Origin of the sequence: Nocardioides sp. LS1 (assembly GCF_003865225.1) — a bacterium.
Taxonomy (GTDB): Bacteria; Actinomycetota; Actinomycetes; order Propionibacteriales; family Nocardioidaceae; genus Nocardioides; species Nocardioides ginsengisegetis.
In genome coordinates this window covers 1,414,871-1,436,545 of record NZ_BIFF01000002.1, presented here as the reverse complement: position 1 = coordinate 1,436,545, position 21,675 = coordinate 1,414,871, and the positions used below count along the sequence as shown (strand labels likewise).

Here is a 21,675-nt window from a genome sequence, read left to right as displayed (position 1 = left end):
CTCAGCGGTAGGTCAGCAGGTCGCCCTCGAGGTGGCTGTGCTCGTTGAACGTCAGCAGCCGGGGGCCGGTCGAGCCGACGACCACCCGCGTCACCGACGTGTTGACGACGACGGTGTTGAAGCGGCCCCACAGCTCCCAGACCAGCGCGGGGTCGGCGGCGTCGGGCGCGACGAGCGAGCCGCACGCGGTCGCGATCGGGCCGCCCGAGCTGACCACCACCACGGTCGATCCGGACCCGGCCAGCGCCGTCGCACGGTCGACGGCCCCCGCGACGCGGGCGCGGAACGCCGGGAACGACTCGGGGTAGTCCTCGTCGTGGTCGCCGCCGGTCCAGCGCTGCGTGGCCCGTTCGAAGACCTGCTGGAACTCCCGGCGGTCGAGCTCGTGGTCGGGGGCGGCGTTCTCGGGGAGCGCGAGGTAGGCCGAGACCACGCCGAGGTGGTCGAACTCGTTCCAGCCCGGGTCCGCCTCCACCGAGGACGACCAGCCGGCACCCTCGACCATCCCCTCCACGGTCTCCCGGTGCCGGCGCATGTCGCCGCGCAGCACGACGTCGGGCACCACTCCGTGCGAGGCCAGCCACCGGCCGAGCACGCGCGACTGCGCCCAGCCGGTCTCGGACAGCACGTCGTAGTCGTCGGCGCCGAACGAGGCCTGGCCGTGCCGGACGAGCAGGACCATCCCCATCAGGGTGCTCCGGTGGTCGAGCCTGCCGAGACCAGCCGGCGGCAGCGCTGCTCGAGGTAGCCGACGGCCGGGCCGAAGACGGCGTACGCCTCGTTGGTGGTCTGTTTGTGGAAGTAGCGGTACCAGATCTGCTGGGCGATCACGGCCAGCCGGAACAGCCCGAAGACCTCGTAGAAGCGCCACTGAGCGGGCGTGACCGTGTAGCCCATCCGCTCGCAGTAGCGCTCCACGAACTCCTGCCGGGTCCACATGCCCGGCTCGGTCGTGGGCTGGCGGCGGAACATCAGGAAGAACTCGTCGTCGTCCGCCTGCACCCAGTAGGACAGCATCCCGCCGAGGTCCATCAGCGGGTCGCCGACGGTGGCCATCTCCCAGTCGAGGACACCGATGATCCGCAGCGAGCCGTCGGGCGCGAGGACCATGTTGTCGAGCCGGTAGTCGTTGTGGATCAGGGTCTGCGCGACGTCGGCCGGCTGGTGGGCCTCGAGCCAGGCCACGATGTCGGACCAGTCGCCGGTGTCGTCGGTGCGGGCCTTGCCGAAGCGGTGGATCCAGCCGGAGACCTGGCGCCCGACGTACCCGTCGCCGCGGCCGAGCTTCTCCAGCTCGGGCACGGACGCGACGTCGACGGAGTGCAGGTCGACCAGGACGTCGAGCGCGTGGGCGCAGAGCGTCGACGCCTCGTCCTCGGTCATCGGCGCGGGGAGGTCGCGGCGCAGGATGGTGCCGTCGAGCTTCTCCATGACGTAGAAGTCCGAACCGATGACCGACTCGTCCTGGCAGAACCCGACCATCCGCGGCACGTAGGGGAAGACCGGCGCCAGCGCCGACTGGATCCGGAACTCCCGGCCCATGTCGTGCGCCCCGGCGGCCTTGGCCCCGGTCGGCGGCCGGCGCAGGATCAGATCGCGCTGTGCCCGATTCTTCGGGGAGTAGCGCAGCAGGTAGGTCAGGTTGGACGCGCCGCCCGGGAACTGCCGCACCTCGGGCGTCCCCTCCAGGTCCTCGCGGAACGCCGTCGCGTGCTCACGCAGCCAGGCGGCCACCGCCTCGACGTCGAACGCGTCCTCCGCCCGGACCGGCTTGGCCGGGTTGCCCTCGTCCGTCACTCAGATCCCCTTCTCGAGCTTGGCGGCCTGCGCGCGCATCACCGCGTCGTACGCCGGCCGGTCGTGCAGCTTCAGGCCGTAGGCCTCGCGCGCCGGCCGGTCCGGCACGATCACCTCGTCACCCCGGTCGAGCCCCTCGAGCACCGCGGCCGCGATGTCGTCGGCCGAGATCGGCGAGTTGGCGACCAGCCCGGCGACGATCGCGCCGAGGTCCTCGTCGGCGCCGCGGAGGGAGTGCATCAGGTTGGTGCGGAAGTACGACGGGCACACGACGTGGGCGGTCACGCCGTAGGCCGCCAGCTCGTGGCCGGTCGTCTCGGTGAGCGCCACGACCGCGGCCTTGACCGCGTTGTAGGACGCCATCCCCGCCGGGTGGACGAGACCCGCGAGCGAGGCGACGTTGACGATCCGGCCGCTGCGCTGGCGCTTGAACGTCGGCACGAACGTGCGCGTGCCGCGGACCACCCCGAAGAGGTTGATGTTTGTGATCCACTCCCACTCGTCCATCGTCGCGACGTCGAGGCGGCCACCGCCCGCGACGCCGGCGTTGTTGACGAGGACGTCGAGCCCGCCCCACGTCGACTCGACGTGGGCGAGCGCCGCGGTCCAGTCGTCGTCGGAGGTGATGTCGAGGGTCAGGTCGACCTCGCCGGTCGAGCCTGCCGAGACCAGGTCGGTCCGCAGGACCTCGTCGCCCCGCGCCTCGAACGCGGTCGCCAGCGCGGCGCCGAGCCCGGAGGCGGCGCCGGTGATCAGGACCCGCTGCCCCGTCATCGTCGGGCTCCGTACTTGCCGAGCTCGAGCCGGGCGATCACCCCGCGGTGCACCTCGTCGGGCCCGTCGGCCAGCCGGAGCGCGCGGGCCTGGGTCCACGCGCCGGCGAGCGGGAAGTCGTCGGAGAGCCCGCCACCGCCGTGCAGCTGGATGGCCAGGTCGATCACCTGCTGGGCCATGTTGGGGACGGCCACCTTGATCTGGGAGACCTCGGACAGCGCGTTGAGCGGGCCGCCGACGTCGAGCTTCCAGGCCGCGTTGAGGACGAGCAGGCGCGCGGAGTCGATGGCGATCCGGGCGTCCGCGATCCGCTCGCGGTTGCCGCCGAGGTTGGCGATCGGCTTGCCGAAGGCCGCGCGCGACAGGGCCCGGGTGCAGGCCAGCTCGAGCGCCTTCTCGGCGAGCCCGACCAGCCGCATGCAGTGGTGGATCCGGCCGGGGCCGAGCCGGCCCTGGGCGATCTCGAAGGCCATCCCGGGCCCGCTGATCACGTTGGCCAGCGGCACCCGCACGTCGGTGAAGGACACCTCGCCGTGGCCCAGCGGCTCGTCGTAGAGGCCCATCGTGTTGAGCATCCGCTCGATCTTCACGCCGGGGGTGTCGCGCGGGACCAGCACCATCGAGTGCCGGTGGTGGCGGTCGGCGTCGGGATCGGTCAGCCCCATGAAGACGAAGATCCGGCAGTCCGGGTGGCCCACGCCGGTCGACCACCACTTGCGGCCGTTGATGACCATCTCGTCGCCGTCGACGATCGCGGTGGCCTCCATGTTGGTGGCGTCGGAGGACGCCACGCCGGGCTCGGTCATGGTGAACGCCGACCGGATCTTCCCGTCGAGGAGCGGCTCGAGCCAGTCACGCCGCTGCTGCTCCGAGCCGTAGCGCAGCAGCACCTCCATGTTGCCGGTGTCCGGGGCGTTGCAGTTGAGGACCAGCGGGGCGATCGCGGACCGGCCGGTGAGCTCGGCGATCGGGGCGTAGTCGACGTTGGTCAGCCCCTGGCCGCCGTCGGTGCCGAAGCGGGCGGCGTACTCGCCGGCGTGCTCGGCGGGCAGGAAGAGGTTCCACAGACCCTGTGCGCGGGCCTTCGCCTTGAGCTCCTCGAGGACCGGCAGCGGCTGCCACGGGTCGCCGCTGCGGCGCTGCTCGGCGAGGTCGCGGTGATAGCCCTCCTCGACCGGGTCGACCTCCTCGGCGATGAAGGCCGCCACGCGGGCGGTCAGGTCTGCGGCGCGTGGAGACGCGGAGAAGTCCATGCCGGGCACCCTAGTGTGAGCACCATGCGTCGTGCCCTCGCCCTCGTGGCGCTGCTGCTCGCCACCGGCTGCACCAGCGGGCACCACGACGGCCCGGACGGCCCCGACCCCGGCGCCGACCCCGACCGGGCCGCGATCCACGACGGCCTGGCAACGCTCTTCGCCGGCGACCACCCGACCGCCGCCGACGTCGCCGACGGCGACTGCTTCGCCCGCGAGCTGACCGCCCGGGTCACCCCCGCCCAGTTGCGGGCCGCCGGCGTCCTGGATGAGTCGTACGCCGTCGTCGCGGAGCTGCCCGTCCTCGACCAGCGCGTGGGCGAGGCGTGGGTGCAGGCGCAGTTCGCGTGCGTCGACTACGTCGAGGCGGCCGCACGGGCGGCGGTGTCGGTCAGCCACGGCGCCGTCGACCCCGGGGCCTACGCCGCGTGCCTGCGTGCCGCGCTCTCCGAGGACGAGCTGCACGACGCCGTCCTCGCCACCCTGACCGGGTCGGTCGACGGCCCGGAGGTGAAGGCGCTCAGCAGCGCCCAGTCGTCGTGCACAGAGCAGGCCAAGCGGAACTGAGCCGGACCGACGCAGGGCTGGCCGGGCCAGCCCGATCGCGTCATGGACGGGCTCCCGGTCGGGCCATAGCGTCCTTGGATGGGCACCCCGACCGCCCATCCCCCGGGCGGCCGACGACGAGGAGGCAACATGTTCATCCAGATCATCGAGGGCAAGTGCACCCGGCACGACGAGCTGCGCGAGCTGGCGTCCAAGTGGCGCGAGGAGGCGGGCCGCGGCGCGGTCGGCTGGCTCGGCGGGACCTACGGCTTCACCGACGACGACCGCTTCGTGGGCGTGGTCCGCTTCGAGTCCAGGGAGGCGGCGGAGGCCAACTCACGGCGGCCCGAGCAGAGCCAGTGGGCCGAGAAGATGATGGCCATCATGGACGGCCCGGTGGAGTTCCACGACTGCAACGACGTGACGCTGATGATGGACGGCGGCTCGGACTCGGCCGGCTTCGTCCAGATCATCCGGGGCCGGATCGACGACCCGTCGAAGCTCAAGGAGCTGATGGGCGACACCGACATGCTGCACGAGATGCGGCCCGAGATCCTCGGCGCGACGCTGGCGATCGAGGAGGACGGCACGTTCACCGAGACGATCGCGTTCACCGACGAGGCGAGCGCCCGCAAGGGTGAGCAGCTCGAGCCGCCGGAGGAGGTCCGCTCCGTGCTCGACTCGGTCATGGCGGGCGCGACGTTCTACGACCTGCACCACCCGTGGTTCGAGTCGGCCTGACTCGACACCGCCTGGGTCCACACCTCAGGCGGCCACCGCGGTGACCACTCGCGCCCGGTCGACGGGATCCAGCCACCGTCGCCGGGTGCGGGTGAGCCGCGCCAGCGACCAGCACAGGAACGGCACCGCGGAGAGCAGCGGCAGCCGCGGGTCGGGCGCGTGCGACAGGGCCGTGAACACCAGGCCGGTCACCGTCGTGCTCACCGCGAGCCGCACGGAGTAGCCGACCATGATCAGCGGCGGCGCCGGGGTGGCGCGCGCCGACCGCAGGTCCACGGCGAACGGGCGCAGCTGCGACCAGCGCATCGCCGCGGCCACCACCTGCACCAGCACGACCACCCAGGTGGCCAGGACCGCGACCACCTCGGACGCGGTCGGCTGCCCCGCGCGGAGCGAGGAGACGACCAGCGTCACCGCCGAGGCCAGTGCGAGGAACTCCGCCAGCACGACCACCCGCGCGTCGAACACCGTGGCGGGCGAGACCGGCATGCTCTCGCGCCACAGCCCGCCCCGGCCGTCGAGGCACCAGGCGTTGACACCGAAGAGCAGCGAGCCGCCCGACGCGACCAGCCCGGGCAGGATCGTCATGATGTCCCACGGCACGTCGCCCGCGAGCGCGATCACGCCCGGGCCGAGCGCCAGGACCGTGAGGCCGCGACGCATCGGGACCGCCCGCCACACCGACGCGCGGTCGGTGCGGACCAGGCCGGCGAGCGGAGTGCGTGGCATCGGCCGGGCCTCGTGGGCGTCGGTCTCGAGCCGCTGCTCGTCGTGGGGCGTACGGCGGGCCGCCAGGTGGGCGGGCACGGCGCCGACCACCACGGAGGCGACCAGCAGGGCGAGCTCGACCGCGATGCTCTGCACCCACTGCCCCGAGAAGCCGCCGAGCAGCCCCACCACGAGGGTCAGGGTCGGGACCTGGTCGAGGGCCCCGGTCAGCGTGCCGCTGAGCTGGAGCCCGACCACCGCGACGACGCCGACGACGGCGAGACTCCGGACCGCGCCGACGCCGTGCGGCTCGCGGCGCATCGCCTCCAGCGCCCAGGCGGCGACCTGGCCGAGGGCGGTCGCGGCGAGCAGCCAGGCCACCACACCGATCTGGATCGCAGCCAGCCGCTCGGGGTCGGGGCCGACGCCGTAGGCCGCCCCGCCGAGCAGCACCCACGCCTGGATCAGCCAGGAGATGTTGAGCGGGGCCATCAGCAGCGCCCCGAGGTGGTCGGTGGTGGGGCTGACCGGGTGGATGACCGCGTGCTCGCGGGCCAGCAGCTCGCGGCCGCCGCCCGAGGCGACGCCGGCCACGACGGCCAGGGCAATGAAGCCCGCGAAGCCGCTCGGCAGCAGCACCAGCGCGTCCTGGGCGTGCCGGCCGGAGCCGGCGCCGGGCAGGAGGGCGGGCAGCACGGCCGCCGCCGAGGTCAGGCCGATGAAGACGAGGGCGAGGGCGACGAGGACCCGGCGCCGGCGTACGCGGGCGCTGCGGAAGCGGAGCAGGTGGCCGACGTCGACGACGGCTCGGCGGGTGCCCCGGATGCCCTGGAGGAGCTCACTCGAGGAGGCTGCGATAGGCACGCGCCCCCTCCTCCCCCTGCATGTCGGCCGAGCCCATGGTCGCGACGCGGGAGCCGCCGCGGAGCACGGACACCGTGGTGCAGGCGCGGATCGCGAGCTCGCGCAGGTGGGTGGAGACGAGCACGCAGGCGCCGCGCGCACGGGCGTCGGCGATGACGTCCATGGTGGCGTCCACGCCGATCGGGTCGACGCCGTCGAAGGGCTCGTCGAGCAGCAGCACCTGCGGCTGGTGCATCGCGGCCAGCACGACCGAGAGCCGCCGGCCCATGCCGTGGGAGAAGCCGGCGGTCACCCGGTGGGCGACGTCGCCGAGCTCGAAGCGCTCGAGCAGGTCGCGGGCCGGCCGCTCCCAGTCGTCGAGGCGGCGCAGCCGCGCCGACAGCTGGAGGTGCTCCCACGGGGTCGCGCGCGGCACCAGCCCGCCGACGTCGGGGCAGTAGCCCGTGGCCTGCTTGGCCGCGAGGGTCGCGCGGCGCACGTCGTGGCCGGCGACCAGGACGGTGCCGGCCGTCGGCGGGACCACCCCGGCCAGCACGCGCATCGTCGTGGACTTGCCCGCGCCGTTGCGGCCGAGCAGGGCGGTGGCCTGCCCGGCGTACGCCGCCAGGTCGATGCCCGCGACCGCCTCGACCTCGCCGAAGCGCACGTGCAGGCCGCGTACGTCGACGACCGGATCCGAGTTCGTCATCCCGCCAGTGTCCGCCGACTCGACGCGTCGCACCGGGCAATCGCCGGAGTCACCGTGAAACTCCCGGCAAATCATCGAGTCGGCGCACCTGCCGGGAGTCCCCCGGCAGGTGCGCCGACTCGAGTGGTCAGGCCGGGAAGGAGCCGCCGGTCTCGGCCAGGTTGCGCAGCCAGGGGGTGGGCTCGAAGCGGGCGCCGTACTTGGCGGCCAGCTCGTCGGCCCGGGCCACGAAGGCCGCGAGGCCGATCGGGGCGTCCTGGTCGTTGGGGTCCTGGTAGCCGGTCATGAACTGCGCCGCACCGCCGGTGTTGGGCGGGAAGCCGATGCCCATGATCGAGCCGATGTTCGCGGCGGCCGCCGAGGTGATGACGTCCTCCTCGAAGCACTTGGCCGTCTCGAGCGCCTCGACGAACAGCAGGCGGTCCTTGACGTCCTGGAACGGCACGGCGTCGGGGTCGACGGGGAAGGTCTCGGCAAGGCCCTTCCAGATGCCCTGGCGGGCGCCGTTCTCGTCGTACTCGTAGAAGCCGGCACCCTTCAGGCGCGAGGGACGACCGCCCTCGACCATCGTGCGCACGACCTCCTCGGCGGGGTGCGGCGTGTAGGTGCCGCCGTCGCGCTCGACCGCGTCCTTGGTCGCCTTGGCGATCTTCTGGAACAGCTCCATGTTGAGCTCGTCGGCGAGCTGCAGGACGCCCACGGGGTAGCCGTCCTGCGTGGTCGCGCGCTCCAGCGAGACCGGGTGCACACCCTCGGCCAGCATCGCCAGGCCCTCGTTGACCATCGTGCCGATGACCCGCGAGGTGTAGAAGCCACGCGAGTCGTTGACCACGATCGGGGTCTTGCGGATCTGCTGCACCACGTCGTAGGCCTTGGCCAGCGCCTCGTCGGAGGTGTCGCGGCCGCGGATGATCTCCACCAGCGGCATCTTGTCGACGGGGCTGAAGAAGTGCAGGCCGATGAAGTCGGCCGGACGGTCCACGCCGGTGGACAGCTCCGTGATCGGCAGCGTCGAGGTGTTGGAGCAGAGCAGCGCGTCCTTGTTGACGTACGGCGCGATCTCGGCGAACACCTGGTGCTTGAGGGCCGGGTCCTCGAAGACCGCCTCGATGACCAGGTCGCAGCCGGTCAGGTCGGCGGGGTCGGCCGTGGGCGTGATCCGGGCCAGCAGCTCGGCCTTCTTCTCCTCCGTCGACCGGCCGCGCTCGACGGCCTTGGTCATCAGCTTCTCGGAGTAGGCCTTGCCGCGCTCGGCGCTCTCGGCGGCGACGTCCTTGAGCACGACCTCCATGCCCGCGCGGGCGCAGGAGTAGGCGATGCCGGCGCCCATCATGCCGGCGCCGAGGACGCCCACCTTGACCGCCTTGTACGGCGGGATGCCGTCGGGCCGCAGCGAGCCGGAGTTGATCGCCTGCAGGTCGAAGAAGAACGCCTGGATCATGTTCTTCGACTGCTGGTTGACGATCAGGTTGGTCAGGTAGCGCGACTCGATCCGCGACGCGGTCTCGAAGTCGGTCGACGCACCCTCGACCGCGGCCGAGAGGATCGCGCGCTGGGCGGGGTAGACCGCGCCCTTGGTCTGCTGGCGCAGCAGCGCGGGGAAGGCCGGCAGGAACGCCGCGAGCTTGGGGTTGCTCGGCGTGCCGCCGGGCATCCGGTAGTCCGGCTTGTCCCACGGGTTCTGCGATGCGTCGGGGTTGGCCTTGATCCACGCCTTCGCGGCGGGCACGAGGTCCTCGCGGGTCGGGACGAGCTCGTCGACCAGGCCCTTCTCGAGCGCCTTGCCCGGCTTGAAGCGGGTGCCCTGGAGGAGCACGTCCATCAGGCCGGACTGGATGCCGAGCATCCGGACGATGCGGGTCACGCCGCCGCCGCCCGGGAGCAGGCCGAGCGAGGCCTCGGGCAGGCCGATCTCGACCTTGTCGTCGTCGACGATCACGCGGTGGTTGCAGGCCAGGCAGATCTCGAAGCCGCCGCCGAGCGCGGCGCCGTTGATGGCGGCGACGACGGGACGGGGGAACTGCTCGAGGCGGCGCAGGCCGGCCTTGACGCCCTCGCCCATCGCGAAGATCTGGGCGGTGTCGTCCTTGGTCGCCTGGACCATGCCCTTGAGGTTGCCGCCGGCGAAGAAGGTCTTCTTGGCGCTGGCCACGACGACGCCGGTCACGCTGTCGACCTCGTCGTACAGGCGATCCACGGCCGCCTTCATGGAGTCGAGGTAGAGCTCGTTCATGGTGTTGGCGCTGGACGTGGGGTCGTCCAGCGTGAGGGTGACGATGCCGTCGGCGTCCTTGTCGTAGCGCACAGCCGACTGGGTCTGGGTCTCGGTCATTCTGGTGAAGTCCTTTGTCAGTTCCGGTCGGGCGCTCAGACGAGCTCGACGATGGTGGCGATGCCCATGCCGCCGCCGACGCAGAGCGTGGCGAGGCCGCGGCGCAGGTCGCGTCGCTGGAGCTCGTCGACCAGGGTGCCGAGGATCATCGCGCCGGTGGCGCCGAGCGGGTGGCCCATCGCGATGGCGCCGCCGTTGACGTTGGTGATCTCGTGGCTGATGCCCATGTCCTGCATGAAGCGCATCGGCACGGCCGCGAAGGCCTCGTTGATCTCGAACAGGTCGATGTCGTCGACCGTCAGGCCGGCCTTGGCCAGCGCCTTGCGGGCAGCCGGGGCCGGGCCGGTCAGCATGATCGTCGGGTCCGCGCCGGAGACGGCGGTGGCGATGATCCGCGCCCGCGGGGTCAGGCCGAGGTCGGCGCCGACCTGCTCGGTGCCGATCGCCACGATCGCGGCGCCGTCCACGATGCCCGAGGAGTTACCGGCGTGGTGGACGTGGTCGATCTTCTCGACCCAGTGGTACTTCTCCAGCGCCACGTCGTCGAAGCCGGCGTTCTTGCCGATGTCGGCGAAGGACGGCTTGAGCCCGGCCAGGCCCTCGGGGCTGGTGTCGGGGCGGATCGTCTCGTCGTGGTCGAGGATGGTCAGGCCGTTGATGTCCTTGACCGGGATGACCGCGTTGGCGAAGTAGCCGTTGGCCCAGGCCTTGGCGGCGCGGTGGTGCGACTCGGCCGCGTAGGCGTCCACGTCGGCGCGGGTCCAGCCGCCGAGGGTCGCGATCAGGTCGGCGCCGATGCCCTGCGGGACGAAGCCGGTCTGCAGCGCGGTGGCCGGGTCGGCCGCCCAGGCGCCGCCGTCGGAGCCCATCGGCACGCGGCTCATCGACTCGACGCCGCCGGCGAGGATCAGGTCCTCGAAGCCACCGCGGACGCGCGACGCAGCCTGGTTGACGGCCTCGAGACCGGAGGCGCAGAAGCGGTTGAGCTGGACGCCGGCGACGGTCTCGGGGAGGCCGGCCTTGAGCGCGGCGGTCTTGGCGATGTCGCTGCCCTGCTCGCCGATCGGGGAGACCACGCCGAGGACGACGTCGTCGATGCGGTTCGGGTCCAGGGTGGGGTTGCGCCTCTGGACCTCCTCGAGGAGCCCGACCACCAGGTCGATCGGCTTGACCTCGTGCAGGGTGCCGACCTTCTTGCCCTTGCCACGCGGCGTACGAATGTGGTCGTACACGAATGCTTCTGCCATGACCGTCCTTGCTGTTTGCGGCTGCTTGCGGTTCAGCTGATGTCCCGATTGTGACACTATTGGTGTCACGGTCAAGGTCGGGTGGACTGTGGTCTGGCTCACCCGGCGCCCGTGGGAGATCGATCCGAGATGACGACCCGAGGAGTGTCGATGGAGGAGAGCGTCGAAGCGCTCCGGGAGCTGCTCACCCTCGACGAGCTGACCAACCGGGTCGGCATGAGCGTGCGCAACGTCCGCTTCTACACGACCAAGGGGCTCGTCCCGCCGCCGATCCGGCGCGGCCGCTCGGGCTACTACACCCCCGACCACGTGGCTCGCCTCGAGCTCGTCCAGGAGCTGCAGAGCCACGGGTTCACGCTCTCGGCGATCTCGACGTACGTCGCCAACATCCCGCGCGACGCGACGCCCGAGGACATCGCCCTGCAGCGGGCCATGCTCGCGCCGTGGCAGCACGAGTCCCCGATCGAGATGTCCCGGGCCGAGCTCGACAAGCGCGCCGGCCGCGAGCTGACCGACGACGACCTCACCACCCTCGCCGCGCTCGGCGTGGTCCACCCGGGCCGTCGCGGCAAGCACCAGGTCGCCGTCTCGCAGCTCTCGGTCGGGCTGGGCCTGCTCGACCTCGGCTTCCCGACCGAGGCGGCGCTCGCCGCGGCCGACGTCTACGCCGCGCACGGCCGGCAGATCGCCGAGGAGCTCTACGAGGTGTTCCGCACCAAGGCGTGGCCCGTCTACAAGGAGTCCGGCACGTCGCCGGAGCGGGTGCGCGAGGTCGTGGAGCGGCTCAAGCCGCTCTCGATCGCCAGCCTCGTGCAGGCCTACGAGGCCGCGATGGACGAGACCAAGCGCGAGGGCATCGCCCAGCGGGTGCGTTAGTCGCCTGCGGGGCGCGTCCAGGTGAGCGGCTCCAGGCCGTCGACCTCGATGCGCACCGACGTGCCGGGCAGCAGCGGGACCGCGTCGGTCATCGCCCCGGCCAGCACCACCGAGCCGGCGGGCAGCACCTCGCCGCGACGCCCGAGGTGGGTGGCGAGGTGCGCGAGCGCGGCGAGCGGGTCGCCGAGGATCGCGGCGGGGGTCGTGGTCGACCGGAGCTTCCCGTCGACGTACCACCGGGCTTCCCGTCCCCGCAGGTCGGCCGGCCGGGGTGCGGGGGCACCGAGCAGGTAGCCGGCCGCACTCGTGTTGTCGGCGAGCACGTCGGCCAGCCCGAAGCGGTAGCCGGTCCAGCGGGAGTCCAGCACCTCCAGGGCCACGCACACCGAGGCCACGACGTCGCGGACGTCGGCGACGGGTCCGGCCAGGTCCGTGGCCAGGACGAACGCGACCTCCGGCTCGATCCGGGGCTGGGCCAGGGCGTCGACGTCGAAGGCGCCCTCGGCCATCGCGTCGGTGAGGAAGCCGACGATCGGCTGGTGCACGCCCATCGTCCGCTGCTTGGGCGTGCTGGTGAGGCCGAGCTTCGCGCCGGTCACCCTCTGCCCCGCGGCCAACCGGGCCGCTCGGTCGAGGTCCTGGACGGCCAGGCCCCACGCCTCGTCGAGGTCGGGCTCCGTGGCGGTGAACCGCTCGAGCGTCCGGCGCTCGCCGCGCGCCGACGCGAGCGCGCGGGCGGCGTCCTCGGGCCTCATCCGGCTGCAGGGGCGAGCATGGGGTCTCCTTGGTTCAACTTTCAACGACACGGTACGCCGCCGCCGATCGATCCACAAGGCGCGCTCGTTCGGGCCTCCTCTCTAGGGTGGGCCCATGACCGACGCCCCGACCGTCCTCGTCACCGGCGCCACCGGGTTCGTCGGCCGCCGCCTCGTCCCCGAGCTCGTCGCGCGCGGGCTCGACGTGCGGGCGATGACCCGCCGCCCCGAGCAGTACGACGGACCCGGCGTGGCCGTGGGCGGCGACGTCACCGACCGCGCCTCGCTGAGCGACGCGCTCGCGGGCGCCGACGTCGCGATCTACCTCGTGCACTCGCTCGACGACCCGGACTTCGAGCGCAAGGACGCCGAGGCGGCGCGGACGTTCGGCCGGGCGGCCAAGGCGGCGGGCGTGCGGCAGATCGTCTACCTCGGCGGGCTCGGCGAGGAGGGCAGCGACCTGTCGCCGCACCTGCGCTCGCGGCGCGAGGTCGAGGGGCTGCTCGGCGAGGCCGGCGTGCCGGTGACCGTGCTGCGCGCGGCGATCGTGGTCGGCGCGGGCGGCATCTCGTGGGAGCTGACCCGCCAGCTGGTCAAGAACCTCCCCGCGATGATCGTGCCGCGCTGGGTCTCCACCCGCACCCAGCCGATCGCGCTCGACGACGTCGTCCGCTACCTCGCCGGCGTCATCGGCCAGGACGCCGCGCTCGACCGGGTCTTCGAGATCGGCGGCCCCGAGCAGCTGACCTACCTCGAGATGCTCCAGGTCGCCGCCGAGATCTCCTCGGGCCACCGCGTGCCGATCGTGCGGGTGCCCGTCCTGACGCCCCGGCTGTCGTCGTACTGGCTGGCGCTGGTGACCGACGTCGACGTCACCACCGGCCGCAACCTGATCGACTCGATGGGCACCGAGGTCGTCGTCACCGACCGGTCTATCCTCGACATCGTGCCGGGTGAGCCGATCCCCTACGCCGAGGCCGTGCGCCGCGCGCTGGACGAGAGCGGCCGCTCGTAGCGGTCGTCAGCCGAACAGCGCCGGCAGCGCGAACAGCATCGAGACCGACCAGGTGACGTGGGTCAGGATCGGCCCGAGGATCCCGCCGGACGCGCGGCGCTGCAGGCCGACCAGCGCGCCGAGCAGCACGGCCGCGAACGACAGCATCACGTTGCCGGTGGCCAGGGTCGCGACGGCGTACGCCACGGTCGTCCAGACGACCGGGTGCCGGGTGATGGCGGCGTACGCCGCGCCGCGGAAGAACAGCTCCTCCGCGACCCCGTTGACGGCCGTGATCAGGACCAGCAGCGGCCACGAGCCCTGGTCGGCGTGGTCGAGCACGGAGCTCACCTGGTGCTCGAGGAACGGCACCTCGCGCACCACGAGCCCGCCCGCGGCGAAGACCGCGGCCAGGCCGAGGCCGAGCAGGATCGGCGCGACGACGGGGCGCCGATCGCCCTTGGCGTGGGCGATCCGGCCGAGGTGAAGCGGCCCGGACGCGAACGCGCCGACCGTCCAGACGCCGGCGAGCACGAGGGTCGCGGGGTAGAACCAGGCGCTGCCGGGCTGGATCCTCAGCGACAGGCCGAGGACCACGCCGCCGATCACCACGAAGGTCGCCGTCACGAGCTGCCGTCGGCGCAGCGCGTCCGGGGACTCCCGGTGGTCGCGCGGGACGACGTCCCACAACGCGCGTTGCAGCCAGGTCCGCACACCGACCCCCTTCCGTCCGGCGAGCCTACGGGGGGCCTCGCCACGCGCGTGTGCCCCACGTCGCGCGCTGGCGCGTCGTGGGGCACACGGGACGGGATCGGTCAGCGGCGGCCGGAGCTGAAGCTGGCCGGGCTGTGCTGGCCCGGGCGACCCGAGCCGGCGGCGGGGCCGCGGTTCGAGCGGCTGCGGTTGCCGCCGCCGCCGTTGCCACCGGAGCCCTGCTTGGCGGCCGGCTTGGCGGCCGGCTGCTTGGTGCCCTGCTGGCGGCCGCCCTGGGACTTGGCGCCCTGGCCGGAGCCCTGGCCGCCACCCTGACCGCCACCGCCACCGCGGCGACGACGCGGACGACCCGAGGCAGAGCCCGAGCCCGCGGGACGGTTGCCCGAGGACTGCTCGGGCACGTCGACGACGAGACCGCCGGGGACGTGCACCCGCTTGCCGGGCGCGAGCTCGGCGAGCAGCGGGTGCGAGGCACCGTGGATCTTGGTGGTGGTCGGCTTGATGCCGGCCGCACGGGTCAGGTCGCGCACGTCGCGCACCTGGTCGTCGGTCATCAGCGTGACGACGGTGCCGGCGGCACCGGCGCGCGCCGTACGGCCCGAGCGGTGCAGGTAGGCCTTGTGCTCGACCGGCGGGTCGGCGTGCACGACCAGCGCGACGTCGTCGACGTGGATGCCGCGGGCGGCGATGTCGGTGGCGACGAGGGTGCTCGCCTTGCCGGAGTGGAACGCCTCCATGTTGCGGGTGCGGGCGTTCTGGCTCAGGTTGCCGTGCAGCTCGACGGTCGGGACACCGCTCTTGTTCAGCTGGCGGGTCAGCGCCTTGGCGCCGTGCTTGGTGCGCGTGAAGACGACCGTGCGGCCCGGCGCGCTGGTCAGGTCGACCAGCACGGGGACGCGGTTCTCCCGCGACAGGTGCAGGACGTGGTGGTCCATCGTGGAGATCGGGGACTGCGCCGAGTCGGCCTCGTGGGTCACCGGCTGGGACAGGAACCGCTTGACCAGCACGTTGATCGCGTTGTCGAGCGTCGCCGAGAACAGGAGCCGCTGGCCGTCGGCCGGGGTCTTGTCCATGATGCGGCGTACGGCGGGGAGGAAGCCCAGGTCGGCCATGTGGTCGGCCTCGTCGAGGATCGTGATCTCGATGGCACCCAGGTCGCAGTGCCCCTGCTGGATGAGGTCCTCGAGGCGGCCGGGGCAGGCGAGCACGATGTCGGCGCCGCGGCGCAGGGCGTTGACCTGCGGGGTCTGGCCCACGCCACCGAAGATCGTCATGGTGGTGAGGCCGGCGGACTCCGCGAGCGGCTTGAGCGACTCGTGGATCTGGCCGACGAGCTCACGCGTCGGCGCCAGGATCAGCGCGCGCGGCTCGCCCTTGCGGGCCGGGCGGCCGGACGCCGTGAGGCGCGCGACGAGCGGCAGCAGGAAGGCGAAGGTCTTGCCGGAGCCGGTGCGGCCACGGCCCAGGACGTCGCGTCCGGCCATGGAGTCCGGCAGCGTCGCGGCCTGGATGGGGGTCGGGGAGGTGATGCCCTGCGCGGCCAGGATGGCGGCAAGCGGGGCGGGGACGCCGAGGTCCACGAAGGACGGCGCGGCAGTGGAAGAAGCAGCAGACATGCGGGAATCACTCACGTTTCGTGGTGTCTCACCACGCTGGTCACACCGGCGGCGTGACTGGAGAAGCGAACCTCACGAGGAGGGGCGCGGGCTGCGGGTCGAGAAGACCGAGCCGGATCGCGCGGGAGTCCGAGGCAAGACTGGACGAACTCGTGGCTCCACCCTAGGGGAGTCGGCCGGTACGGCGACAATCCGCGCCGCCGTACCGGCCTGTGATCCTGATCAAGCAGGCGCTACTTGGTGAGGCCGTCCTTGAGGTCCTTGGCGGCGTCCTTGACGTGCTCGCCGGCGTTCTTCACCGACGCCGAGGTCTGGTCGGCCTTGCCCTCGGCCTCGAGGCTCTCGTTGCCGGTCGCCTTGCCGGTGGCCTCCTTGGCCTTGCCGCCGAGGTCCTCGGCCTTGTTCTCCGCCTTGTCACCGATGCCCATGGTGTCCTCCGTAGGTCGGGCGCGCCGCGGGTGCGACGCAGGTTGCCGCCCGGTTCGTGCCCGATCGGGGCGCCGCCAAACCACCTGTCCGGGTGGTGGTCAGCTGAACTGCAGGACGCCGTCCTCGAGGTCGCCGCGACGGATCGTGCGCAGGTCGGTGATGTAGTTCTGCTGGAGCATCCACGGCGCCCGGTCACCCTGGACCGGGAGGTCGTCGAGCGCGCGCAGGATGTAGCCGGACTGGAAGTCCATCAGCGGCCGCTCCCCCACCTCGGGGTCGCGCTCGGCCACGACGCGGGTCGTGCCGGTCCGGTCGAGGTGCTCGAGGAGCCGGACGACGTAGTCGGAGACGAGGTCGGCCTTGAGCGTCCACGAGGCGTTGGTGTAGCCGATCGTGAAGGCGAAGTTGGGCACCCCGCTGAGCATCAACGCCTTGTAGGCCATGGTCTCGTGGGCCTTGACCGCGGCGCCGTCGACGGTGAGGTCGAAGCCGCCGAAGGGCTTCAGCTTCAGCCCGGTGGCGGTCACGATGATGTCGGCCTCGAGCTCCTCGCCGGAGGTCAGCCGGATGCCCGTCTCCGTGAACGTCTCGATCGTGTCCGTGACCACCGAGGCCTCGCCGCGGCGGATCGCCTTGAACAGGTCGCCGTCGGGCACCAGGCAGAGCCGCTGGTCCCAGGGGTTGTACGTCGGCCTGAAGTGCCGGTCGACGTCGTAGCCCTCGGGGAGCTGGCGGATCGCCGCGTCGCGCAGCGCCTTCTTGACGATCGCCGGCCGCACCCGCGCGAGCTTGAACGTGGCGGCGGCGTAGAGGATGTTCTTCCAGCGGATCACCGGGTAGGCAACGGCGCGCGGCAACTTCTCCAGGCGCCGGGCGAGCGGGTCGCGGCCCGGCCGCGTGGCGACGTACGACGGGGAGCGCTGCAGCATGGTCACGTGCTCGGCCGTCCCGGCCATCGCCGGGACCAGCGTGACCGCGGTGGCGCCGCTGCCGATGACGACGACCTTCTTGCCCGCGTGGTCGAGGTCCTCGGGCCAGAACTGCGGGTGCACGACCTCTCCCCGGAAGTCCCCGGCACCCGGGAACTCCGGCGCGTGGCCCTGCTCGTAGTCGTAGTAGCCGCCGCACGACCAGAGGAAGCTCGTGGTCAGGACGCGGCGCTCGCCGGCGACGTCCACCTCGACCGTCCAGCGGCTGGTGGCGGAGTCCCAGGAGGCGCCGACGACCCGGTGCCGGTAGCGGATCTTCTCGTCGACGCCGTACTCCCGGGCGACGGTGCGCAGGTAGTCCAGGATCAGCGGACCGTCGGCCAGCGCGGTGTCGGAGGGCCACGGGCGCCACCGGTAGCCGAAGGTGAACATGTCGGAGTCCGAGCGGATGCCGGGGTAGCGGAACAGGTCCCACGTGCCGCCGCTGGCCTCGCGGGCCTCGAGCACGGCCACGGACTTCCCGGGGTGCCGCTCGGTCAGCTGGCAGGCCGCACCGATGCCGGACAGGCCGGCGCCGACGACGATCACGTCCACGTGCTCGGGGTGCTCGGGAGTCATGGTCCGACGGTAGCCCTCCCACGGTTTTATTGACAGATGTTCAACAGTGGAAGTGGCGCAGGTCACTCGGGTCGCGCAAGGCCGTCAGTGCGCGTGGAGCTCCACGAAGCGCGCCAGCAGGAGCGGCGGTTCGGTGACGACCCCGGCGCGGGCCCGGGCCAGGACCTGCTCGAGCTCGGTCGGGTCGAAGTAGCCGTGGTCGCGGTAGGCCTCGACCCGGCGGACCAGGCCCGGCACGTCCAGCTCGGGGTGGAACTGCGTGGCGTAGACGTGGCTGCCGAGCCGGAACGCCTGGACCGGGCAGGCCTGCGACGAGGCGAGCAGCACCGCCCCCTCCGGCAGCCGGGTCACCGCCTCCTTGTGGCCCAGGAACGCCGCGAACTCGTCGGACACGCCCGCGAAGAGCGGGTCGGCGCGGCCGGCTTCGGTCAGGCGGATCGAGGTCGCGCCGATCGGCTCGCCGTAGGTCCGGTCGACCAGGCCGCCGCGGAGGTTGCCCAGCGTGCCGATGCCGTAGCAGGCGCCGAAGAACGGGAAGTCCGCCTCCACCACGCGCAGGGCCAGCTCGCGGAGGTCGGCCTCGGCGCGGCGTTGGGCCGGCGACTTGCCCGCCTCGGGGTCGCTGACGTTGAACGGTCCACCCCCGAGCACGATCCCCGACCAGTCGTCGAGGTCCACGGGGTCCAGGCCGTCCTGCTCGACGCGCACCCGTCGTACGTCGCCCTCGTCGAGGCCGCAGCAGCGCAGCACCGAGGCGTACTCGTCGTCGGCGACGTCGTCCTCGGCGCGGGTCCCGAGGAAGAGGAAGGGCTTCACGGGTCGACCTGGACGGCGATCCCGGCCTCGAGCAGCTTGTCGACGTCCGCGATCCCCCAGGCGTTCAGCGCCTCGCGGGTGTCCGAGCCGGCCGCCGGCGTCGGCGGGGTGGTCAGGCTCGGCCGGGTGCGGGAGAAGCGCGGCGCGGGGCTCGGCTGCACCAGGCCGTCGCGCTCGACGAAGACCTCGCGGGCGGCCATGTGCGGGTGGTGGGCCGCCTCGCTGAGCGGGATGATCCCGGCGACGCAGGCGTCGGTGCCCTCGAAGACCTCGATCCACTCGGCCTGGGTGCGGCTCGCGAAGCGCTCGGTGATCAGCGCGCGGAGCTCGTCGTACCGGTCGAGGTCGGTCTGGCCGGGCGCGTCGTCGGGCAGCCCGAGCAGCTCCACGAACGTCGCGAAGAACTGCGGCTCCAGCGCCCCGACCGACACGTGGCGGCCGTCGGAGGTGGCGTAGACGTCGTAGAACGGCACGCCGCCGTCGAGCAGGTTGGCGGCCCGCTCCTCGCGGTAGCCGCCGCCGGCGAGGAAGGCCGAGGTCATGGCGTTGAGGTGGGCGGTGCCGTCGACGATGGCGGCGTCCACGACCTGCCCCTCGCCGCTGACGCGGGCCTCGAGGAGGGCGGCGAGCAGGCCGATGACGAGGTACGTCGACCCCCCGCCGAAGTCGCCGACCAGGTTGCTCGGGAAGTGCGGCCGCGTCTTGTCCTGGCCGAGGCCGAAGAGCGCGCCGGTGATCGAGATGTAGTTCATGTCGTGGCCGGCGGCGCTGGCGAGCGGACCGTCCTGCCCCCAGCCGGTCATCCGCCCGTAGACCAGCCGCGGGTTGACCGCCCGGCAGTCCTCCGGGCCGAAGCCGAGCCGCTCCGCGACACCGGGCCGCATCCCCTCGACGAGCAGGTCGGCGTCCCGGACCAGCTCGAGCACGGTCGCGACCGCCTCGGGCTTCTTGAGGTCCAGCGCGACGCTCGGCCGGCCGCGGTTGAGCAGGTTGTGCGGACCACCCGCCAGCAACTGGCCGCCGGGCCGCTCGACCCGGATCACGTCCGCGCCGAGGTCGGCCAGGATCATGCAGGCGTGCGGCCCCGGGCCGATGCCCGCGATCTCGACGACCTTGACGCCCTTCAGCGGACCCGTGCCCTGACCGAGTTCGTAGCTCATGCCGGCGATCATGACAGGTTCACTGTCACGGTCGCGAGGGTCTCGGCTGGCGCCTGGGGCGGTGAGCTGCGAACCGTTTCTGTTGCGGAATGGGTTCATGGCTCACCGCTGGGCGCGTGGAGCGGTGAGTGGTGAACCGAATCGGCCGAGCATTCGGTTCACAGGTCACCGCTCGGGCGCCCGCCGCGAACCCTCCACAGAGCTGCGCTCGTGCATGGCCTTCCACTGGCTGCCCCGCAGCCGCCTGGCATCGGGGATCCGTCGCTGTTCGATCCGGGACATGCACTCCCTTCCTCCCGAACTCCTGACCGGGCCCTTCCTGCGTGGGACCGCCCGGGACCTCGGCATCACCGACCGGATGCTGCAGGGTTCCCGCTTCGTGCGCATCCATCCCCGCGTCTGGCGCCATCGCGACCTCGAGGTGACCGAGGTCGACCGGGTCGCGGCGGCGATGCTCGCGATGCCGGACCGGGCACTCCTGACCGGCATCAGCCGGATCCGCGCGCTGGGTCTGGACTTCGGCGCCCGGCAACCGCTTCGCTTCGTCATCGAGGGGGACCACCACCTCGCCCTCGACGGCATCTTCCTGCACCGGACGAAGAAGCTGCCGCCGGCCGATGGACGCATGGTCACCCCCGCCGCTGCGTACCTCTCCTACGTGGCGCGTGCACGCGTCATCGATGCGATCAAGGTCGGGGACTGGCTGCTCCACCACGGCCACATGACCCGGGCCGAGCTGAGGGACCTGGCCCTGGGCGCGCTCTGGCGAGACGGCGCACACGAGGCGATCTGGCTCCTCGACCACCTCGACGAACGCAGCCGGTCCCTCAAGGAGAGCGAGACGCGGGCGATGTTGACGTTCTCGGGCCTCGACCGTCCGGAGTCCAACGGCGCCCTCGACGTCGGCGGCGTGATCCTGACCCCCGACCTGCTGTATCGAAAGTGGGGCCCGCTCGCCCTGGAGTACGAAGGCACCCAGCACCAGCTCGACCGCACGCAGTACGTCTCGGACATTGACCGTTACGAGCTCTACCGCAACGCCGCGATCCCCTACGTCCAGATCACCAACGAGAAGCTGGCCCAGCCGCGGCGCCTCGTCCTCGACGTCCACCGAGCCCTGGCTGCACGGGGATACGACGGCCCCGCCCCGACCTTCGGCGAGCGGTGGCTGCTGCTGTTCGCGCGGGTGTCCACGGCGGTTGGTCCGCGACAGCCCGTCCAGCGGTGAGCGGTGAACCGAATGGGCCGCAGCAATGGTTCATGGCTCACCGCTGGACGCGACCAGCGGTGAGCCATGAACCATCGCGAGTCGGGAAAGGGTTCACAGGTCACCGCTCGGGCGTCAGTGGTGCGCGTGGCCGTGCATCTCGTGCACGACGGCGTGCCCGCGGCCACGCCCGATCATCCAGCGGTTGACCGGGACGGTGACGACGAAGGCGATCGCCAGCGACGCGACGAGCGAGACCCAGAACAGCGCGTCGGCCAGGGTCGCGGCCATCGCGGACGGCCAGACCACGAGCGTGCCGTTGTCGACGAGCTCCATGACCAGGATCGAGACGGTGTCCGCAGCGAGGGCCGTGCGGACGGCCGTGGGGACGTCGAGGCCGGCGCGTCGCACGCCGGTGAAGGTCAGGAGGTAGCCGAAGAAGAACGCGAGCACGACCGACAGCACGATGCTCGCGCCGTTGCCCCAGCCCCACCAGGTGGCCAGGACCATGCCGAGCACCTCGCCGATCGCACAGCCCGTGAGGCAGTGCAGGGTCGCGGTGGCTGCCATCCTCCAGGAGGTTTCCATGGTGCGACCATATACCCCCTAGG

21 protein-coding genes are annotated in these 21,675 nt (G+C 72.2%); 5 read left to right on the top strand and 16 right to left on the bottom strand.

Going from position 1 to position 21,675, the window contains the following annotated elements:
• Position 1: 1 nt before the first annotated feature.
• From EJF31_RS11690 to EJF31_RS11675, 4 genes are read right to left on the bottom strand one after another with little or no spacing between them, the layout of a single operon-like run.
• A complete protein-coding gene (locus EJF31_RS11690; RefSeq protein WP_221767530.1) occupies positions 2-682 on the bottom strand; it encodes a histidine phosphatase family protein in 681 nt (226 codons plus the stop codon).
• A gap of 5 nt (positions 683-687) precedes the next feature.
• Positions 688-1,797: a phosphotransferase family protein gene (locus EJF31_RS11685; protein WP_125037200.1), complete on the bottom strand. Its 1,110-nt coding sequence runs from the start codon at positions 1,795-1,797 to the stop codon at positions 688-690.
• The gene (locus tag EJF31_RS11680; protein ID WP_125037199.1) at positions 1,798-2,571 is read right to left on the bottom strand and encodes an SDR family NAD(P)-dependent oxidoreductase; all 774 of its coding nucleotides are present in this window, start codon (positions 2,569-2,571) and stop codon (positions 1,798-1,800) included.
• Complete coding sequence (locus EJF31_RS11675; RefSeq protein ID WP_125037198.1) at positions 2,568-3,824, bottom strand: acyl-CoA dehydrogenase family protein; 1,257 nt, start codon at positions 3,822-3,824, stop codon at positions 2,568-2,570. Before EJF31_RS11675 ends, EJF31_RS11680 begins: the two co-directional genes overlap by 4 nt.
• Positions 3,825-3,848: 24 nt before the next feature.
• Between EJF31_RS11675 and EJF31_RS11670 the strand changes: the two genes are divergently transcribed.
• Together EJF31_RS11670 and EJF31_RS11665 are read left to right on the top strand one after the other, a co-directional pair.
• Positions 3,849-4,391, top strand: a complete 543-nt coding sequence (locus EJF31_RS11670) for a hypothetical protein (protein ID WP_125037197.1) — start codon at positions 3,849-3,851, stop codon at positions 4,389-4,391.
• A 78-nt stretch (positions 4,392-4,469) separates the two neighbouring features.
• Positions 4,470-5,111 carry a hypothetical protein gene (locus EJF31_RS11665; RefSeq protein ID WP_260430791.1) on the top strand — a complete coding sequence of 214 codons (642 nt, stop codon included), beginning with the start codon at positions 4,470-4,472 and terminating at the stop codon, positions 5,109-5,111.
• Between the two features lie 24 nt (positions 5,112-5,135).
• On the opposite strand, the gene EJF31_RS11660 is transcribed toward EJF31_RS11665, so the two are convergent.
• The 4 genes from EJF31_RS11660 to EJF31_RS11645 all read right to left on the bottom strand — a co-directional run bounded on the left by EJF31_RS11660 (position 5,136) and on the right by EJF31_RS11645 (position 10,950).
• A complete protein-coding gene (locus tag EJF31_RS11660; RefSeq protein ID WP_125037196.1) occupies positions 5,136-6,683 on the bottom strand; it encodes a hypothetical protein in 1,548 nt (515 codons plus the stop codon).
• Positions 6,658-7,371, bottom strand: a complete 714-nt coding sequence (locus EJF31_RS11655; protein ID WP_125037195.1) for an ABC transporter ATP-binding protein — start codon at positions 7,369-7,371, stop codon at positions 6,658-6,660. The genes EJF31_RS11660 and EJF31_RS11655 overlap by 26 nt, the downstream gene beginning before the upstream one ends.
• A gap of 127 nt (positions 7,372-7,498) precedes the next feature.
• Positions 7,499-9,703 (bottom strand): 3-hydroxyacyl-CoA dehydrogenase NAD-binding domain-containing protein, encoded by a 2,205-nt coding sequence (locus tag EJF31_RS11650; protein WP_125037194.1) that lies wholly within the window; start codon positions 9,701-9,703, stop codon positions 7,499-7,501.
• A 35-nt stretch (positions 9,704-9,738) separates the two neighbouring features.
• Positions 9,739-10,950: an acetyl-CoA C-acetyltransferase gene (locus EJF31_RS11645; protein WP_125037193.1), complete on the bottom strand. Its 1,212-nt coding sequence runs from the start codon at positions 10,948-10,950 to the stop codon at positions 9,739-9,741.
• Positions 10,951-11,100: 150 nt separating this feature from the next.
• Here EJF31_RS11645 and EJF31_RS11640 point away from each other — a divergent pair, with 150 nt between their 5' ends.
• Positions 11,101-11,826: a MerR family transcriptional regulator gene (locus EJF31_RS11640; protein ID WP_260430789.1), complete on the top strand. Its 726-nt coding sequence runs from the start codon at positions 11,101-11,103 to the stop codon at positions 11,824-11,826.
• On the opposite strand, the gene EJF31_RS11635 is transcribed toward EJF31_RS11640, so the two are convergent.
• Positions 11,823-12,581, bottom strand: coding sequence for a 2-keto-4-pentenoate hydratase (locus EJF31_RS11635; protein WP_125037191.1), 759 nt, complete (start codon positions 12,579-12,581; stop codon positions 11,823-11,825). The two genes, EJF31_RS11640 and EJF31_RS11635, sit on opposite strands and share 4 nt — an antisense overlap.
• Before the next feature lie 115 nt (positions 12,582-12,696).
• Between EJF31_RS11635 and EJF31_RS11630 the strand changes: the two genes are divergently transcribed.
• Positions 12,697-13,596, top strand: a complete 900-nt coding sequence (locus tag EJF31_RS11630; protein WP_125037190.1) for an NAD(P)H-binding protein — start codon at positions 12,697-12,699, stop codon at positions 13,594-13,596.
• Between the two features lie 6 nt (positions 13,597-13,602).
• On the opposite strand, the gene EJF31_RS11625 is transcribed toward EJF31_RS11630, so the two are convergent.
• From EJF31_RS11625 to EJF31_RS11600, 6 genes are all read right to left on the bottom strand, one after another.
• On the bottom strand, positions 13,603-14,289 hold the full coding sequence (locus EJF31_RS11625; RefSeq protein WP_125037189.1) for a CPBP family intramembrane glutamic endopeptidase: 687 nt from the start codon (positions 14,287-14,289) through the stop codon (positions 13,603-13,605).
• A gap of 101 nt (positions 14,290-14,390) precedes the next feature.
• Entirely contained in the window at positions 14,391-15,905 is a 1,515-nt protein-coding gene (locus tag EJF31_RS11620; protein ID WP_125037188.1) for a DEAD/DEAH box helicase, read from the bottom strand.
• A gap of 233 nt (positions 15,906-16,138) precedes the next feature.
• Complete coding sequence (locus tag EJF31_RS11615) at positions 16,139-16,333, bottom strand: CsbD family protein (protein ID WP_125037187.1); 195 nt, start codon at positions 16,331-16,333, stop codon at positions 16,139-16,141.
• Between the two features lie 99 nt (positions 16,334-16,432).
• Complete coding sequence (locus EJF31_RS11610) at positions 16,433-17,881, bottom strand: NAD(P)/FAD-dependent oxidoreductase (protein WP_125037186.1); 1,449 nt, start codon at positions 17,879-17,881, stop codon at positions 16,433-16,435.
• Between the two features lie 84 nt (positions 17,882-17,965).
• Positions 17,966-18,697, bottom strand: coding sequence for a glutamine amidotransferase (locus EJF31_RS11605; protein WP_125037185.1), 732 nt, complete (start codon positions 18,695-18,697; stop codon positions 17,966-17,968).
• Positions 18,694-19,857 carry a CaiB/BaiF CoA-transferase family protein gene (locus EJF31_RS11600; protein WP_125037184.1) on the bottom strand — a complete coding sequence of 388 codons (1,164 nt, stop codon included), beginning with the start codon at positions 19,855-19,857 and terminating at the stop codon, positions 18,694-18,696. The genes EJF31_RS11605 and EJF31_RS11600 overlap by 4 nt, the downstream gene beginning before the upstream one ends.
• Before the next feature lie 280 nt (positions 19,858-20,137).
• Here EJF31_RS11600 and EJF31_RS11595 point away from each other — a divergent pair, with 280 nt between their 5' ends.
• Positions 20,138-21,085 (top strand): hypothetical protein, encoded by a 948-nt coding sequence (locus EJF31_RS11595; RefSeq protein WP_125037183.1) that lies wholly within the window; start codon positions 20,138-20,140, stop codon positions 21,083-21,085.
• A 114-nt stretch (positions 21,086-21,199) separates the two neighbouring features.
• Here the strand turns inward: EJF31_RS11595 and EJF31_RS11590 are convergent, their stop codons facing one another.
• Positions 21,200-21,652: a DUF4396 domain-containing protein gene (locus EJF31_RS11590; RefSeq protein WP_125037182.1), complete on the bottom strand. Its 453-nt coding sequence runs from the start codon at positions 21,650-21,652 to the stop codon at positions 21,200-21,202.
• Between the last annotated feature and the right edge of the window lie 23 nt (positions 21,653-21,675).

Coding starts and splice junctions, on each gene's coding strand:
- EJF31_RS11690 (WP_221767530.1), bottom strand. CDS start 682: ATGGTCCTGCTCGTCCGGCACGGCCAGGCCTCGTTCGGCGCCGACGAC.
- EJF31_RS11680 (WP_125037199.1), bottom strand. CDS start 2,571: ATGACGGGGCAGCGGGTCCTGATCACCGGCGCCGCCTCCGGGCTCGGC.
- EJF31_RS11675 (WP_125037198.1), bottom strand. CDS start 3,824: ATGGACTTCTCCGCGTCTCCACGCGCCGCAGACCTGACCGCCCGCGTG.
- EJF31_RS11670 (WP_125037197.1), top strand. CDS start 3,849: ATGCGTCGTGCCCTCGCCCTCGTGGCGCTGCTGCTCGCCACCGGCTGC.
- EJF31_RS11665 (WP_260430791.1), top strand. CDS start 4,470: ATGGGCACCCCGACCGCCCATCCCCCGGGCGGCCGACGACGAGGAGGC.
- EJF31_RS11655 (WP_125037195.1), bottom strand. CDS start 7,371: ATGACGAACTCGGATCCGGTCGTCGACGTACGCGGCCTGCACGTGCGC.
- EJF31_RS11650 (WP_125037194.1), bottom strand. CDS start 9,703: ATGACCGAGACCCAGACCCAGTCGGCTGTGCGCTACGACAAGGACGCC.
- EJF31_RS11645 (WP_125037193.1), bottom strand. CDS start 10,950: ATGGCAGAAGCATTCGTGTACGACCACATTCGTACGCCGCGTGGCAAG.
- EJF31_RS11640 (WP_260430789.1), top strand. CDS start 11,101: ATGGAGGAGAGCGTCGAAGCGCTCCGGGAGCTGCTCACCCTCGACGAG.
- EJF31_RS11635 (WP_125037191.1), bottom strand. CDS start 12,581: ATGAGGCCCGAGGACGCCGCCCGCGCGCTCGCGTCGGCGCGCGGCGAG.
- EJF31_RS11630 (WP_125037190.1), top strand. CDS start 12,697: ATGACCGACGCCCCGACCGTCCTCGTCACCGGCGCCACCGGGTTCGTC.
- EJF31_RS11620 (WP_125037188.1), bottom strand. CDS start 15,905: ATGTCTGCTGCTTCTTCCACTGCCGCGCCGTCCTTCGTGGACCTCGGC.
- EJF31_RS11615 (WP_125037187.1), bottom strand. CDS start 16,333: ATGGGCATCGGTGACAAGGCGGAGAACAAGGCCGAGGACCTCGGCGGC.
- EJF31_RS11610 (WP_125037186.1), bottom strand. CDS start 17,881: ATGACTCCCGAGCACCCCGAGCACGTGGACGTGATCGTCGTCGGCGCC.
- EJF31_RS11600 (WP_125037184.1), bottom strand. CDS start 19,857: ATGAGCTACGAACTCGGTCAGGGCACGGGTCCGCTGAAGGGCGTCAAG.
- EJF31_RS11595 (WP_125037183.1), top strand. CDS start 20,138: ATGCACTCCCTTCCTCCCGAACTCCTGACCGGGCCCTTCCTGCGTGGG.
- EJF31_RS11590 (WP_125037182.1), bottom strand. CDS start 21,652: ATGGAAACCTCCTGGAGGATGGCAGCCACCGCGACCCTGCACTGCCTC.